Raw genomic sequence first — 16,266 nt, 5'->3', positions numbered from 1 at the left:
TTTTCTTTAAAAGCTAATAAAAAATACTACCCATCCTAGAGGATTAGTCTCTAGGGTGGTTAGGTTTAAGCATCAATTATCGAAGTTTATGAAAAGAATAATTTTTCACATAATTTTCCTTGGTTTTATCTGTAATAGCTATGCACAATCAAAACCATTATCAAAAGAAACTAAAGATTATTTAAAAAAGCAATTAGAAATAGTTTTTATGAAAGATCAATTGTTTAGAAAATTATATAAACAGGCAGAAGAACAGTTTGGTAAAGAATCTAATGAAATGGACTATTTTTGGGAAGTCGTCGAAAAACAAGACAAACTTTTGGAAAAAGAGGTCATTTCGATTATTGACACTTATGGCTGGTTAGGGATTTCAGAAGTTGGTCGATTAGCCAATACCACTTTATGGGGGGTTTTACAACATGGTTCGATTTCGTCAAAAGAGAAATATGCACCATTATTAAAAGAATCAGTACTACAAAAAGAATCCCAACCAACTCATTATGCTAGGCTTATTGATAGAATGTTAATTAACTCTAATAAGTCCCAACTTTATGGAACACAATATGAGTATAACTCTAAAGGAAAAATATCTTTTTTACCAATTAAAAGTCCTGAATCGATAAACAAAAGAAGAAAAGAAATTGGACTTAATTCAATTGAAGATTTCTCTAAATCAAAAAATATTCCTTGGACAATTCCTCAAAAAAAATGAAAAAGACATTTATAATCGTATTGCAACCGTAAAGTTGATTTATGATAACTAGGTCGAATACCTACAATTAATTAAACTAGATGGTCATTAGGAAATTATAAATTTACTCTGGCAATATAAAGATGTAAGAAGATATGGCGAATAAGTACTTTTACCTATCTACTCACATAACATAATTACAATAATAACCTGATTAGAGAGTTACTCTAACCAGGTTTATTTATTACCAACATTTTCACTAAATATTAGCGTTTGAAACCTTTTTCTACTGCTAAAATAACATTATAAGTTCCGTTCTCTTTATTATGAATCACAGGATATTCGCCAGCTTTTACTACATTACCTTGTAATCCCAATTCTTTGGAAGTCTCTGCATCCAAGACTAATGATTCCTTTACTGTAAAAACATTATCCTTAAATAAACCTTCCTCTTGATAAAATTGTAATCCCGCTATTTCTTCGTTTAATGCAAATGGCATAGCAGTTTCTCGTGGATCAATATCTAATTCTAGTTTATCTCTAAAAGAAAGAAAATCTCTAGGATCTATCTTTTCATAAATTATCCATGGATCAAAAATATCTATCCAACAAGGCACAATCCAACAAGGATCCACGATGATAGGGATACATATTCTCTTTACACCACAAACTCCATTAAATTGTGAGTAGCAATTACCTCGAAAGTTAAGCCCTCTTTCGAAAATGTAATAACATCGCCAAACAATGCCCCATTTACCCTGAACATCTGTTTCATTATCAATAAGATCAACTGTTACATTTTCATTTGCTTCCTCTACGCTTCCTTTTTCGCAGGAAAAGAACATGCTTGATAGTACTATTACCGCTAAAAAAAATACTTTTTTCATATTATTTGGTTTTAAGATTAGAATAAAAAACCCCACGACAATTGGATGTTGGCATTCCAATTATTGTAGGGGAATATAACGCTAAAGTATTATCAATTTAGAAACAATACGAGGGTTATTTAACTGTTTTTTAATAAGTTAAATAACTAATAATGGTAAAACCTTAAGTTTATGATACTAATACGCCTCGTTGTTCCATAACAGGAAGATCCCGAAAGGCACGTTCGTTTATTGTATTTTTTCTGAAGATGTATTTCTTATCATACAATTTTCCATCTGAAAAGAAGGAAACAGCAAATTCATTATTCATGGAAAACAATTCTTCCTGAATCATTTCTATTTTAGCCGATGATTTGGCATTCACGGTTCCAATACCGTGTCTAAGTAAAGATGTTTTTTTCTGGGCATCATACCCTTTTGTCACCACGAATACCATCTCTATAGGGGTATCTCTATCATTAATGATGTAAGAATTCCAATCGTCGCCTCCAAATTCATCATTCCACTCTTTCACAATGGCTATGTAAACATTTTTTACTAATGGTATTTCTATATCCTTTCTCAATTTATAATGCGGACTTAAATTGTTCTAAGAAACGTACATCATTTTCACTTAACATACGGATATCAGAGATTCCATATAATAGTAAGGCAATTCGATCGATTCCCATACCAAAAGCAAATCCACTATACTCTTCAGGATCGATATTACAATTCTTTAATACATTAGGGTCAACCATCCCACAGCCCATTATCTCTAACCAACCTGTTCCTTTGGTCATTTTATAATCTGTTTCGGTTTCTAATCCCCAATATACATCCACCTCAGCACTTGGTTCTGTGAATGGAAAATATGAAGGACGCAACCTAATCTTAGATTTACCGAACATTTCAGTAGTAAAATATTGCAACGTTTGCTTAAGATCGGCAAAGGAAACATCTTTATCTATATATAATCCTTCTACCTGATGAAAAAAGCAATGTGATCTAGCAGATATCGCCTCATTTCTATAAACTCTTCCTGGAGAAATTGTTCTTATTGGAGGTTTATTCTCTTCCATATATCGTACCTGTACGGAAGAAGTATGTGTGCGTAATAAAATATCTGGATCCGTTTGTATAAAGAAAGTATCTTGCATATCACGTGCTGGATGATACTCTGGTAAGTTCAGTGCTGTAAAATTATGCCAATCATCCTCTATTTCTGGACCTTCACTAACATTAAACCCAATACGAGAAAAAATATCTATAATTTGATTTTTTACTAAAGAAATTGGATGTCTAGATCCCAACGAAATAGGTTCAGATGGACGGGTAAGATCTCCATAGGCTCCTTTTTCTTCTTCCTTTGATTCTAACTCATCTTTTAAGGATTTTACTTTCTCTTCTGCTGCTACTTTTAGTGCATTTATTGCTTGACCAAATTCTTTCTTCTGATCATTGGCAATGTTCCTGAATTCTGCAAAAAAGTCATTTACAAGTCCTTTTTTACCAGAAAACTTTATTCTAAATATTTCAACTTCTTCTTTGGTCTTCGCAGAAAACTCCTCAACTTCTGAGATATATTCTTTAATCTTATCGATCATGATCTTTTTCTTATATAGAGGACAAATTTAAACAGAAATACAATAAATAGTACCCAAAATATAATAGAAGTTATATTTAAGAGCTTAATTTTTGTTTTTTTGTTCAATTGCTTCTAAAACTACATTATCTTTCAATTGATTTTTGCACACAAATTGTATCAAAAAGAAAACTGTATTCTCTCAAACTACCAAAAAAGAACACTATAACATCCACATCTCACTCTAATCAAGAAACAGAAATACAACATACGTTAAAGCTCGTTAAAAATCTTGATAAAACAGATAACATTGATTATATTTAAGTACAGTTTTTGTGCTTATAGAAACAACTATTGCTTAGCCTAAACTTCCCAAAAAAACTCCTTAACCAATAATTTTGAATCAATGGTAATGACTAAAAGTTAGTCATGTAATGTTTAATTTAAAATTGCCGGATATGAAAAAGTTATTTTTTGGAATTCTTATTATAGATATGAAAGGATTAAAAGAATTGATTAGCAATCTTCCTTCGGCCTCTTGGTATGCAATGAGAAGATAATTATACAATTAAAAACTTAACTATAAAAAAGGAGCCTTATAAGGCTCCTTTTTTATTAAATCTCATTAATAGCGATTATTACATGTTTTAATAGATAATTAAAAAAGTTACATCGTCAAACTAAAGAATATATTGACTTATAACAAAATAATTCACAATTGCTTCTTTCATCAAAATCGATTGTTCTCCTGCTTTAAGATTAGGAAGTTGTTCTTTTACAATATAATGTGGCCATCCTTCTTCATCAAAATAATCAAACTCATAATAACCATATGGCTCTAACAATCTACAAATTGCAATGTGCATCAAATCTAATTTTTCATCCTTTTTAAATCTACGATGTACTTGACCTAATTCTTGCACTCCAATCAAATAAATAATAGCGTCTAAATCTAACTCATCTCCATCGGCAAACTGATTAGATAACTTCATTACCAATTCTTCCCATCTTTCCTTTAATTTCTCATCTCTGGTCATAATCTAATTTTCCTCGCTTTTTATAAATACTAATTAAAAAATTAAACAGTACAAAAATAACGCTTAACTAAAAGACCAACCATCATTTTTTGAGAAAACTTAAAGCATCCATAATATCCTAACCCTAACAAATTATTGAAGTCTAACTGTATAAATAACTCGATTTTGATTTAAAACATTATATTAGTCTAAACAAAGCTGTCAATGAATTATATCGATATCATCTTAGGTATTTTACTGCTATGGGGATTAATCAAAGGGTTTAGCAAAGGGTTATTTGTTTCTCTTGCGTCTTTAGTTGCATTAGTAGCAGGGATTTATGTCTCTGTACACTTCTCACACTTGATAGGAGGTTATCTAGAGAAATACCTTAACTGGGGAGATGGGGCTCTTAAGTTAACTGCATTTGCCATTACATTTATTGGTGTTGTAATCTTAATATCTTTAGCCGGAAAACTACTGACAAAAATTGCAGATTTTGCCTCATTAGGTATCCTAAATAAACTTTTAGGTGCAGCATTTGGCGTATTAAAATTTGCCTTTATAGCAAGTGTAATAATTATATTTGTAGACGCGGCCAATCGATCCCTAAATCTAATTAAGCAAGAGACATTAGACTCTTCTATTCTTTATGCTCCTGTAAAAAAAATAGCACCTACAGTATTACCAAATATCCTTAGAGATACTACTAAGGAAGAAGACCAAAAAACTTAACTTATTTAGTTAAGCTGTGTTTTTTACATTATGTTCAATATATTCTAAGCAAGAATTAAAATCCTCAAATATATAATTCTCAGGTACTAAATCAGGAATAATATCTATATGTTCCATCATATATCTAGGCTGTTTAGGAAGCCCCACGAATAATACTTTGATCCCTTTTTCTTGTAACCCTAAAATGATTTCTTCCATGGTATATAATCCGGATTGATCCATATATTGCATTTTGGCTAATCGAACTACAACTACTTTGGAAGTATCAGGGATTTGAGCCGCTAAATTTTGAAAATCACTTGTAGAACCAAAAAACAATGGACCTTTAAGGTGCTTAATGAATACTTCCTCCTTAAGTTGGTCTGGGAAATTTTTCTCATCACTCCATGCTTCTTCTTTAAGCGGCTTAACATCAGATCTTTCTGCAGTTAAATCACCAATTTTTTTCATGAACATCAAACAAGCAATTACTAATCCAATACCAACTGCATACACCAAATTCCAAAATGTAGATAACACTAGTACAATCAACATTATTAAAACTTCAGAACTTAGTTTAATAGGTCCTAACTTAATATCCTTAGGCATACTTGGTACTGCCTTTAATCCCTTATAATCCATTACTCCAATACCTACTGTAATTAGAATTCCTGCAAGAACAGCTGCAGGTATTTTTGATGCAACAGGAGCCAATCCAAGCATAACCACAAATAAAATTAATCCTGCAATCATACCAGACAACTTAGTCTTACCTCCAGCATTTATATTAACTACAGTTCTAATAGTTGCTCCAGCACCAGGTATACCGCCAAACAAAGCCGCTATACTATTTCCAATTCCTTGTCCCATCAATTCCTTGTTTGGTTTATGCCTTGTTTTGGTCATATTATCCGCAATTACACTAGTCAACAAAGAGTCAATGGCACCTAAAAGGGCAAGTGTAAAAGCTGTAAATAAATAGGGAGTTATACTACTTAAACTAAATCCGGTAAATATCTCCCATCTTGGTATTGGTAAACCACTTGGGATTTCTTTTATAGGGCGATAATCCAACCCGAAGCCATAGGCAATCCCAGACATTACAACCAACGCTACCAATGTACTTGGAACGGCTTTAGTAATTCGTTTAAAACCATAAATTATAAAAATGGTTCCTAATGCAAGTAACAATTCTAACCAATTAATGTTTTTTAACGCCCGCGGAAGTACTTTAATTGCTCCATACGCTCCAGATGCTTCTTTTCCCGCAAGCGTTTGTGATTCTTTTAAAATATCTGCTTCAGAAATTATTTCTGCCTTAGTTATTGTTTGTTTAAAATCTTCTAGCACCAAAACACCCTTACCCGCCTCTTCTTTAAGAATATTTTTAAGAATTACTTCTTGCGCTTCTGGCTTAAATTTAGAAACAAACGCATCGTCTTCTTTAGGATAATATCCAACAGATGGTAATATCTGAGTAAGTAATATAATGACACCAATCGCAGTCATAAAACCAGAAACAACTGGATAAGGAATATATTTAATATACTTTCCTACTCCTATAGCTCCTAATAAAATCTGTATCAGTCCACATAATAAAAAGATCGTTAGAATAGCAGGTAATGCTTTTTCTACACTTCCGTCATTGGCGGCAATAATTCCTGCAATTACAACCATACTTACAGCGGTCATTGGAGCTGTAGGTCCAGAAATCTGAGTATTGGTTCCTCCGAATAATGCTGCAAAAAAACTTATAAAAATAGCTCCATATAACCCTGCAGTTGGTCCCAATCCGGAAGATACACCAAAAGCTAAAGCCAACGGCAATGCTACAATACCGGAAGTTAATCCACCAAAAGCATCTCCTTTAAAATTCTTAAAAAATCCTTTCATGCGTTTTATATTATTTTTAGACATACAAGAAACTCACCAAAAAAATTTACAAGAGTATCAAAATTTCATCTTGGTTTGCTTCATTGTATTAAGATTTATAATATCTTTTTTTACTTAAACACTAGTGTAAAACTATTAAAAATAAAACAAAAAAGCCGACACTAAATAATGTCGGCTTTATATTAGATACCTAGCATATCCTAGTTCTCATAAAAAGTTACACTTCCATCGTTAATATCATACATCCCTCCTATAATCATAATCTCGCCATTAGCTTCCATTTCTTTAAGAACTTCACTCTGATCCTTAATGTTTTGAATCGTCATATTTACATTTTGTTCAGCAACTTCATTTACAAAATCTATATTTTTTGAATTTCTTTCTGCTGGATCAGATGGTTCTGTAACAGCAGCTACTGCTGGCTTTATTTTACTTAATAAGGCAGTAAGGTTTCCTAACTTAGCATCATCACAAGCTCCCTTAACAGCACCACACGCAGTATGTCCTAAAACCAGTACTAATTTAGTTCCTGCAAGTTTACAAGCAAATTCCATACTTCCTAAAATATCTTCATTTACAAAATTACCTGCTACTCTTGCACTAAAAATATCCCCGATCCCTTGATCAAAAATTAATTCTGAAGAAACTCTAGAATCTATACAACTTAGAATTGTTGCAAATGGAAACTGACCCGACTTAGTGTCATTAACCTGATCTAATAAATCTCTATCAGCCATATGCTTTTGTTGAAACCTTTGATTTCCTTCTTTTAATAACTGTAATGCAGTTTGCGGTGTTATTGCCGCTTGTGTTTCTTTTGTATGTGCTTTCATAATATGTTTTCTTTAATTTACGTAGTTTTTGGTCTTAATTTAAAAAATTTAATGTAACTCTCAGGGTTTTCCGCAATTCCACGTTCTGATATTAATTGAATATCAATATTTCTTTCTTTTGCTTTATAAGCAAAATCCTCTAAAATCTCTATAATATCATTATCCAAGTACCTAGTTTTTCTAACATCTAAAGTAAGATATGTATCTTCTGGTAATTGATCCAACTCTTTCAGAATAGCTCCTTTATTAAAAAAGGTAACCTCTTCTGCCAAAGTCATTTTAATTCTATGTTTTCCATTACTCTTATCTTCGATATGTAAGAAATGAGAGTTCTGATAACTTTTAAATAATATTATTACGATACCTACTGCTAGTCCTAATCCTATTCCAACCAATAAGTCTGTAAGTACAATACCTAAAATTGTTACTATAAAAGGAACAAATTGTTTCCATCCTGCTGCCCACATTGCCTTAAATGTTGAAGGTTTAGCTAATTTATATCCTACAATAAAAAGAACTGCTGCAAGTACAGAAAGAGGAATCATATTTAACAATGTAGGAATTAAAATAACCGAGGTTAATAGAAAAAATCCGTGAATTATTGCCGACATTTTACTTTTACCACCAGATTGTATATTAGCTGAACTACGCACAATAACCTGTGTTATTGGTAACCCTCCTATTAACCCAGAAACTACATTACCAGCTCCTTGAGCCAACAGTTCACGATTAGTAGGTGTTACTCGCTTTTCAGGATCTAATTTATCGGTTGCCTCTACACATAATAAAGTTTCTAAACTAGCTACCAATGCAATAGTGAAACCTGTAACCCAAACATCTCCTCTAGTTATAACTCCAAAATTTGGAAAAGCAAACTGTCCCAAAAAGCTATCAAAGTTATCAGGTACCGGTACTGAAACCAAATGTTCGGTTGTGATTCCTATTGAAGAATCCTTTGTAAATACATAAAAAAGTATTCCTATAACTACTGCTACTAAAGGACCTTGAACTAATTGAAAGAATTTCCCCTTTTTAGATAACACATTACTCCATAAAATTAAAATTCCTAAACCTAAGAGTGCCACTATTGCAGCTCCAACATTAAAACTTCCGCTCAATAATGCATTAAGAGTTTTTAGTAATTCGGTAAATGTGTTTTCTCCATCAATTTGAAGAAAAGCAAAGTCACCTTCTGGGTTTTCATCAATACCAAAAAAATATGGTATCTGTTTTAATATAATAATAATCCCTATTCCTGTAAGCATGCCCTTAATTACAGAAGAAGGAAAATAATACCCAATAATTCCAAGTCTTAAAACTCCAAAGACTACTTGAATTAATCCTCCTAAAACAACAGCTACCAAGAAATTCTCATAGCTTCCTAAAGATGAAATGGCAGCGAGAACGATTGCTGCTAATCCTGCTGCTGGTCCACTTACTCCAATTTGAGAACCACTCAATGCTCCTACCATAATTCCTCCGACAATTCCGGCAATCAAACCAGAAAAAAGTGGAGCCCCACTTGCTAAAGCAATTCCAAGACATAATGGTAATGCCACAAAGAATACAACAATACTTGCTGGTATATCGCTTTTTATATTTTTAAAAACACTCATGATTTAATAATTAAGTTATTACCTGTTAACAGGTGATTGAAATTGAAATTGATTTAAACAAATCAAAACCTATATTCTCTTCTTACTGATTAAGAAAAAGAGAACTGAAATATTTTATGTAAATCTTATGAATATTCCGGAGGTGGTGTTACATACTCTAGATATACGGAAGAATTTCCGTAACTTAAATCAGGATAACCCAAAATAATAACATTAGATATCCTAGTTTGTTTCTCATCAAAATATTGAGAAATTTTATCTTTTTCTTTTAAGTCTTCTTTTTCTGAACCGTCTTTCTCATTCGATTCAGACTTCTCTTCTGAATCATCTATAGCATAACTAATCGAAGTAATATTTCCGCTATAAAAATCCAACAAGCCTAATGAATAGTTTCCGATGTTTAAAAGAAAACCGGAAATAATCAAAAATCTAGCAATTTTTATTTTTATAGCAGGCATAAATAATTTTTATGGGTTGTAAAAATAATAGTATTACTTTCAAAATTTGTTAAATCAATCGTAAAATTATTTGAACGATTTGTTCTTTCTCTACTTTAATCTTAACCGCAACGGAACAATTAGTATAATTTAACTTCATTGCTATTGTTTAAACAACATTAATGAAGTAATTTTAATTCACTTTGACAGCTAATACTTCAAATAGAATTATAATTATCGATGCTTTGCGAGGTTTTGCATTAGCTGGAGTATGCTTAGTTCATATGAATGAACAATATATTGCATCTCCTCCATCAGAAAGTCTTATGGAGGTAACTAATACCATTTTTGATCAAATTTTAGGTGGAATTATTGGGTTCTTTATTGTTGGTAAATTCTTTGCTTTATTTTCTATCCTTTTTGGTCTTAGTTTTTTTATCCAAATGGATGCGGCTAGTAAGAGAAATGAAAATTATGGATTACGATTTCTCTGGAGAGCTTTTTTACTTTTTATTATTGGATACATTCATCAATTGTTTTACAAGGGAGATATATTAACTATATATGCAATGCTCACTCCTTTCTTAATACCTTTTTACCATATTCGTAATAAATGGACCCTTTTAGTTGCCGGGCTATTTTTAGTAAGTATTCCTCGGTTCATTTCGTTTTACTTTTTAGGAAATGAAAGTCTTTTTGGATTTCCATCAATAATGGATGGTAATAGCGAAATGAACACAGCATATATAAACATTTTAAAAGAAGGTACTATTACAGAAGTATTTGCTACTAACGGGAAACAAGGAATGTTACAAAAAATAGATTTTCAGGTAGGTTTATTTGCCAGATTTTACCTAACCTTTGGTTATTTCTTAATTGGTTTATGGCTCGGAAAAATTGGGTTATTCCATCATTCAAAGGAAAAAATCCCTTTAATTAAAAAATGGCTTAAAAGAAGTTCAATATTTTTTTTAATTGCTATGGCTATAGCAGCAGGAATATTTGCTATTTCTCCACAACCTGTTGATTTTAGTAGTTGGTTACACGTATTGGGTATCAATGTTTATGATTGGTCTAATATTGCACTGACCGCAATTATCTTATGTAGTTTTATTCTCTTATATTACAAAAAAAGAGGGTACCGATTCTTTACTTTCTTTGAATCGTATGGTAGGATGGCACTAACTAATTACGTTCTACAATCAATTATTGGTACATTTCTACTCTTTGGATGGGGAATAGGCCTTATTGGAAAATTACAAACTATATATCTTATCATTTTTGCTTTAGCACTGATAATACTCCAAGCTTTAATCAGCAAAGTATGGCTACAAAAATTTAAGTACGGTCCATTAGAATGGTTATGGCGTAGCGCAACAAAAGGTAAGATTCAGTCTTTTAGAAAACAAACGTTATAACTCTTTTAAATCAGTAGCGGGAATCCATCCAATTTTTCCGTCGGCAAGTTTTATTTTTTTCCAATCGTTTACCGTTTCGGTCACTTTAACCTTTGTGCCTTCATGAAGCTCGAATACCTCTTCGCTACGAAGATTAGGTTCACTTTTTATAGTAGTTTCCTGAGCAAATACTATAGCATACTGATTATTTTCTATAAAACCATATTGTTTAAAAGCAAAGAAGATAGCAAATAAACCAACCACTAGAGATATCCAAGAACCAATAAAAAACAACCTCTTCTTAGAAGAAATACGTGTCACATAATACAATATAAATAATACTACAAAAAGAACGATACTTAATATCGAAATCCAAGCCCACATATCAAAACCAAACATATTTGTGAAACCATTAATGGTTCTAGAAATCACACCTTCTGGTATAACATCTATTGCATCGATAGTAGCATTATTGGCATAGGCAAGATTGTTTTTAATATCCTCATCATTAGGTGCTAGTTCTAATGCTTTTTCGTAGAAATATATACTTGGACCTATATTACTTAATTTATAGTTAGCATTTGCTAAATTATAATACAATGATGCAGACTCATTACCACTATTTATTATAGTTGTATATGCATCAATAGCTTGCTGATACTCTTCTTGATTATAAAACGTATTGGCCTTTTCGAATAATTCATCATTCTGGGCAAAGCCAATCATATTCATTAAGAAAACAACTATTACTACTAAATTCTTCACTACTTTCAATATTTTATAATTGTTTATCGATTGCCGAGATCACTCTAGACGCCTTATCATAATCCTGTTGCATAGCTGTTGTAGATGAAGGAGTATATCTAGCAAATTCACAGCTTTCTAATAATGCTATAAACTCTATAGATGTAGTATCATCTACTTCTTTTTCTTTTAATAACCGCTTAATTCGATCTTTACTCATATCACTAGTTTGGATATGTAATTTTGCTTTCAAATAGTTATGCAACGCTCGTTCCATTGCAATGTAAAACTCTTTCTGATTTCCTAGGTTCTTTTTAGCCTCAGAAAGATATTTTCTTGCAAGTTTATCTGCCTTACGTACTCTATTACCACTAACGTCACTTAATCTTTCTTCTCTCTTTTTTCCAAAAAACAAAAATAACGGAATCGCAAAAAGCGGAGCTGCAAGAGCTATCCAGTATCCTGTCGATTTAAAAAAATGTTTTTTCTCGATTGGTTCGAGATTAGCATTCAATTTTAAAAACCTAAACTGACTTCCCGTTTGAGTAACTAATTTTTTATTGTTACCTGTAGCTTCTAAATTTGTAACAATACTTCCACTATCAGGACCATTCTTTACATTAATTACTATTTCTTGAGATGTTATTCTTTTATAGGTTTCGGTTTTTAAATCGAAATACGAAAAAGAAACAGGAGGAATTGGATAGGTTCCTTTAAACTGAGGAACCAATGTATAAGAATCAGAAATATTCCCAGACATTCCTGTCATATTCGTTCTCACTCTTTCATTATGCTCTGGTTCATATTGTTCTAAACCGTTTGGAACACTTAATTTAGGTAGATCAAATAGTTTAAGATTTCCATTACCCGAAACCAAAATCTTAGTCTCTAGGGATTCTGTCGCATCCAACTCAGTTCTATTAGGAGTAATTTTGAAATCAAAAGACCCAACTGCACCAGAAAAATCGTCTGGTTTTCCTTCTATAGGAAGCGGTTTTACATTAATTGTTCTGGTACCAGCAGCAACCGTTTTATTTACTGTAGAATACAACTTGCCTCCAAAAATATCACGACGATTTGTAGGAACATCGACCGCAATTGATAAAGTTAAAGGCTCTATATCTAATTTTCCTGTTTTTTGGGGATATAACACTGTTTTACCACATACAACAAAGTTATACGGTTCTCCTTTGTACTCACCTCTTTCTACTTTTAACTGACCAATCTTAATCGCCTGACTCCAGAAATCACTATATTTTGGATTATCTATTTCTCTTAAATTACTAATTTGTATTCTTGGGCTTACATACAATTTGTATACTACTGTGATAGCTTCATTTAGATAAGGATTGGATTTAGAAACCTCTGCAACTAAATGTAGATTTTCACTAGCAACATAATCCGCATTATTTCCATCTTTTGGCTTTTGCACTGCAGCAGTTACTTGTACTTTTACTGGTAATGTTTTATAGGTTTGTCCATCAATTTCTATAGTCGCTTGACCAATTGTAAAATTACCTCTTTTTGTAGGAGAAAGGAAATAACTAAATGTCTTGGCATATGATCTTTTACCATTGATCCAAGAATTACTAATGGATTGATTAGGTCCTCCAACAACAGTAAATCCTTTAAAACTAGGTTGTGTAAAATTATCACCGTCTTTATTCATTTCAAAATCGACGCGTAATCTTTCATTGATACCCAGTTTTTTCTTACTCAATTTAGCCTCAAACTTTACTTGAGCGATCCCAAGCTGGGTTATTGCTAAAAATAATGTTAGAAAAATTAATTTTATATTCATCCGTTTTATATACTTTTTAGGAACAAATGATATCTAGAGTGACAAAATAGTCAATATCAAAATGTAATGCTCTTAGTCGCATAGATTTCATTCGCTTACCAATCTTTTTCAGTTTTTGTTTTTGTTCCTTTAGCTTTTTTAGCATTTATTTTATCTTGTACTTTTCTTTCTTCATTGTTCATTGCCTCTAAAAGACTTTTTACTTGCTGAGGAGATAATTGACCTTGCGCTTGTTGTGGTTGCTTCTTTTGTTCTTCTGGCTTACCATCTCCTTCTTTCTTATCTTCTTTTTTGTCTTTACCGTCATCTTTAGGATCACCTTTTTCATCTTTTTTATCTTCACCCTTTTGATCCTCTTTATCGTCTCCTTTATCTCCTTTTTTATCCTTATCGTCTCCTCCTTCTTTCTTATCTTCTTTATTTTCGCCCTCTTTCTTATCCTTGTCCTCTTTATCTTTTTTGTCGTCTTTATTCTGATCTTTATTATCCTTGTCCCCTCCTCCTTTATCTTCGTTTTGTTGTTTTTCTAATAATTGTTTTGCTAGTGCTAAATTATATCGTGTCTCATCATCTTTAGGATTATTACGTAAAGCATTCTTATAAGCCGCTACTGCTTCTTTATATTTTTTCTGTTCCATATAGGTATTACCTTGGTTATGGAATGCCTTATGTTTTTCTACTTTTGAAGTTGCTGTTTTTACAGCTTCGGTATATCGTTGGTGTGCTTCATCATATTTTTCTGTGTTGTAATATGCATTTGCTAAATTGTACTTAGCTGTTGGATCTACCGGATTTTTGGATATTGCTTTACGATATTCCCCTTCTGCTTTTGGAAAATTACCATCTTTAACCAACACTTCATTTCCAGTCGCTACAAATCGATCTGCCTCTGCTATAGCTTCTATTCGATCTTCTTCTTGCGAAAAAGTAATCCCGAATTGAAAACATAGTACTATAATCAGTAAATTTTTCATAACGTTTTTATTTTATTCTGTATCAAGCTTTAACAAGCTTATTCCTTCAATATTTTATTGCTCATAACTTATTCTTCATTAAACAAGTTTAGCCTTTTAACCCAAGAAGTTTTTCTTTCTAATAAGAAAATATCTAAGAATAGCAATAGTAAACCTGCTCCTAGAAACCATTGGAACTGATCTTTAAAATCTGCAAATTGTTTGGCTTCAAACTCTTTTTTATCCATGCCTTGTAATAATTCTGTCACATTTTCTACCACTGCATTTGTACTAGAACCATCAATGTATGTGCCATTTGCTTCATTAGCAATTTCCTGTAAAATTGTCGTATTTAATTTTGTAATAACAGTTTCTCCCTGACTATTTTTCTTATACGATTGGACTATTCCGTTACGTTTTATCGGAATTGGGCCTCCTTTGGTTGTTCCAACACCTATTGTAAATATCTTAATGCCTTCTTTAGCTGCTTCTTCTGCTATAGATGCTACATTTCCTTCATGATCTTCTCCATCGCTTATAATGAATAATACTCTATTCGTCTGTTCCTCATCATCATAATAGGTTTTTGCTAGTTCGATAGCTTCATTAATAGCAGTTCCCTGAGAAGAAAGCATATCCGTATTCATTGATTGTAGAAACATCTTCGCAGATCCATAATCTGTGGTTATTGGTAATTGCGGAAATGCACTAGCTGCATATGCAATAATACCTACACGATCACTTGCTAAATTATTAATAATCTGAGTTACTAATTGCTTTGTTTTCTCTATTCGATTTGGCGCAATATCCTCTGCGAGCATACTTTTAGAAACATCTATTGCAAATACGACATCAACACCTTCTCGTTTTACTGTTTCTAATTTAGTTCCTACTTTGGGATTGACCAAAGCAATAATAAAACAAGCAAAAGCTAAACTAATAACCACAATTTTTAGTATTGATTTAAAAATTGATTGATTAGGGCTTAATCTTTTTAATAATTCTTTGTCTGCAAACTTTTTCTGAGCCGTTTTCTTCCAAATTAAAACACCAAGAAACAACACAATTACTATTGGTATTACCAATAATAACCAGAAATATATTTTTTCTTCTAATAGATACATTTTATTATTCTTAGTTACAGCAAACACTGTAATTTATATACGAACCAACTACACTTAAAAAGTTTAGTATGCTGTATATTTAATTTTTTATTTTTAAAGCAAAAGCATTTATTTTTTCTTTCATTTCTTGAGAAAGTTCTTTATCCCGAACCCAAGTATGTATATCTCCTAAATACTGCATTCCCAGGTATTCAGCACTTCTGGAAAAAGGAAGAGGGAATTCCATTACTCTATCATCATCATTACTGCAACTGATCATCGCCATCTCTTTTCCTCTTAACATTCTTCCGAAATCTTTTTCCTTATACAGATAATCAGAAATTCTGTCTAAAAACACTTTCATAATTCCGCTCATTGTATACCAATATACTGGCGTGGCTAAAACTATCGTCTGATAATTCCGTACTATATTTTTAAAAATTATTTCAAAATCATCATTGTTGTTAAAATCGTAATCAAAGTAATTTATTTCTCTTTGATTTAAATCAACCATTTCAAAACCAGTCATTTCTTTTAAATAAGAAACTACAATACCGGTATCTCCATTACTTCTCGAACTTCCTTGAATTATGATTCCTTTTTTCAACTACTGTACT

General features: G+C 31.9%; 16 protein-coding genes. 3 read left to right on the top strand and 13 right to left on the bottom strand.

The genetic code is table 11. From position 1 onward, the window contains the following. Positions 1-88: 88 nt before the first annotated feature. The gene (locus tag D1815_RS17640) at positions 89-712 is read left to right on the top strand and encodes a DUF6624 domain-containing protein (RefSeq protein WP_027394316.1); all 624 of its coding nucleotides are present in this window, start codon (positions 89-91) and stop codon (positions 710-712) included. Positions 713-957: 245 nt separating this feature from the next. Here the strand turns inward: D1815_RS17640 and D1815_RS17635 are convergent, their stop codons facing one another. The 4 genes from D1815_RS17635 to D1815_RS17620 all read right to left on the bottom strand — a co-directional run bounded on the left by D1815_RS17635 (position 958) and on the right by D1815_RS17620 (position 4,179). Further along, on the bottom strand, positions 958-1,578 hold the full coding sequence (locus D1815_RS17635; protein WP_118388596.1) for a hypothetical protein: 621 nt from the start codon (positions 1,576-1,578) through the stop codon (positions 958-960). Between the two features lie 169 nt (positions 1,579-1,747). Further along, a complete protein-coding gene (locus D1815_RS17630) occupies positions 1,748-2,143 on the bottom strand; it encodes a hypothetical protein (protein ID WP_027394318.1) in 396 nt (131 codons plus the stop codon). Position 2,144: 1 nt separating this feature from the next. After that, positions 2,145-3,164 carry a phenylalanine--tRNA ligase subunit alpha gene (gene pheS, locus D1815_RS17625; protein WP_027394319.1) on the bottom strand — a complete coding sequence of 340 codons (1,020 nt, stop codon included), beginning with the start codon at positions 3,162-3,164 and terminating at the stop codon, positions 2,145-2,147. Positions 3,165-3,822: 658 nt separating this feature from the next. Continuing rightward, on the bottom strand, positions 3,823-4,179 hold the full coding sequence (locus tag D1815_RS17620) for a hypothetical protein (RefSeq protein ID WP_027394320.1): 357 nt from the start codon (positions 4,177-4,179) through the stop codon (positions 3,823-3,825). Between the two features lie 204 nt (positions 4,180-4,383). Between D1815_RS17620 and D1815_RS17615 the strand changes: the two genes are divergently transcribed. Then, positions 4,384-4,893 carry a CvpA family protein gene (locus D1815_RS17615; protein WP_027394321.1) on the top strand — a complete coding sequence of 170 codons (510 nt, stop codon included), beginning with the start codon at positions 4,384-4,386 and terminating at the stop codon, positions 4,891-4,893. Positions 4,894-4,902: 9 nt separating this feature from the next. Here the strand turns inward: D1815_RS17615 and D1815_RS17610 are convergent, their stop codons facing one another. From D1815_RS17610 to D1815_RS17595, 4 genes are all read right to left on the bottom strand, one after another. Then, positions 4,903-6,765, bottom strand: coding sequence for a SulP family inorganic anion transporter (locus D1815_RS17610; RefSeq protein ID WP_027394322.1), 1,863 nt, complete (start codon positions 6,763-6,765; stop codon positions 4,903-4,905). A gap of 200 nt (positions 6,766-6,965) precedes the next feature. After that, positions 6,966-7,598 carry a carbonic anhydrase family protein gene (locus D1815_RS17605; RefSeq protein ID WP_118388594.1) on the bottom strand — a complete coding sequence of 211 codons (633 nt, stop codon included), beginning with the start codon at positions 7,596-7,598 and terminating at the stop codon, positions 6,966-6,968. A gap of 17 nt (positions 7,599-7,615) precedes the next feature. Next, positions 7,616-9,214, bottom strand: a complete 1,599-nt coding sequence (locus tag D1815_RS17600) for a SulP family inorganic anion transporter (protein ID WP_118388592.1) — start codon at positions 9,212-9,214, stop codon at positions 7,616-7,618. A gap of 125 nt (positions 9,215-9,339) precedes the next feature. Continuing rightward, positions 9,340-9,672: a hypothetical protein gene (locus D1815_RS17595; RefSeq protein WP_027394325.1), complete on the bottom strand. Its 333-nt coding sequence runs from the start codon at positions 9,670-9,672 to the stop codon at positions 9,340-9,342. Positions 9,673-9,854: 182 nt separating this feature from the next. On the opposite strand from D1815_RS17595, the gene D1815_RS17590 reads away from it, so the two are divergent. Continuing rightward, entirely contained in the window at positions 9,855-11,069 is a 1,215-nt protein-coding gene (locus D1815_RS17590; RefSeq protein WP_118388590.1) for a DUF418 domain-containing protein, read from the top strand. Here D1815_RS17590 and D1815_RS17585 read toward each other — a convergent pair. From D1815_RS17585 to D1815_RS17565, 5 genes are all read right to left on the bottom strand, one after another. Then, the gene (locus tag D1815_RS17585) at positions 11,064-11,813 is read right to left on the bottom strand and encodes an SH3 domain-containing protein (protein WP_027394326.1); all 750 of its coding nucleotides are present in this window, start codon (positions 11,811-11,813) and stop codon (positions 11,064-11,066) included. The two genes, D1815_RS17590 and D1815_RS17585, sit on opposite strands and share 6 nt — an antisense overlap. Before the next feature lie 13 nt (positions 11,814-11,826). Then, entirely contained in the window at positions 11,827-13,593 is a 1,767-nt protein-coding gene (locus D1815_RS17580) for a BatD family protein (protein WP_118388588.1), read from the bottom strand. A gap of 95 nt (positions 13,594-13,688) precedes the next feature. Beyond that, entirely contained in the window at positions 13,689-14,567 is an 879-nt protein-coding gene (locus tag D1815_RS17575) for a tetratricopeptide repeat protein (RefSeq protein WP_118388586.1), read from the bottom strand. A gap of 68 nt (positions 14,568-14,635) precedes the next feature. Then, the gene (locus D1815_RS17570; protein ID WP_118388584.1) at positions 14,636-15,670 is read right to left on the bottom strand and encodes a VWA domain-containing protein; all 1,035 of its coding nucleotides are present in this window, start codon (positions 15,668-15,670) and stop codon (positions 14,636-14,638) included. 79 nt (positions 15,671-15,749) lie between these two features. After that, complete coding sequence (locus tag D1815_RS17565) at positions 15,750-16,256, bottom strand: flavodoxin family protein (protein ID WP_118388582.1); 507 nt, start codon at positions 16,254-16,256, stop codon at positions 15,750-15,752. Positions 16,257-16,266: the final 10 nt, after the last annotated feature.

The organism is Aquimarina sp. AD1, from assembly GCF_003443695.1.
GTDB lineage: Bacteria > Bacteroidota > Bacteroidia > Flavobacteriales > Flavobacteriaceae > Aquimarina > Aquimarina latercula.
This window is presented reverse-complemented; position numbering and strand designations above follow the sequence as displayed.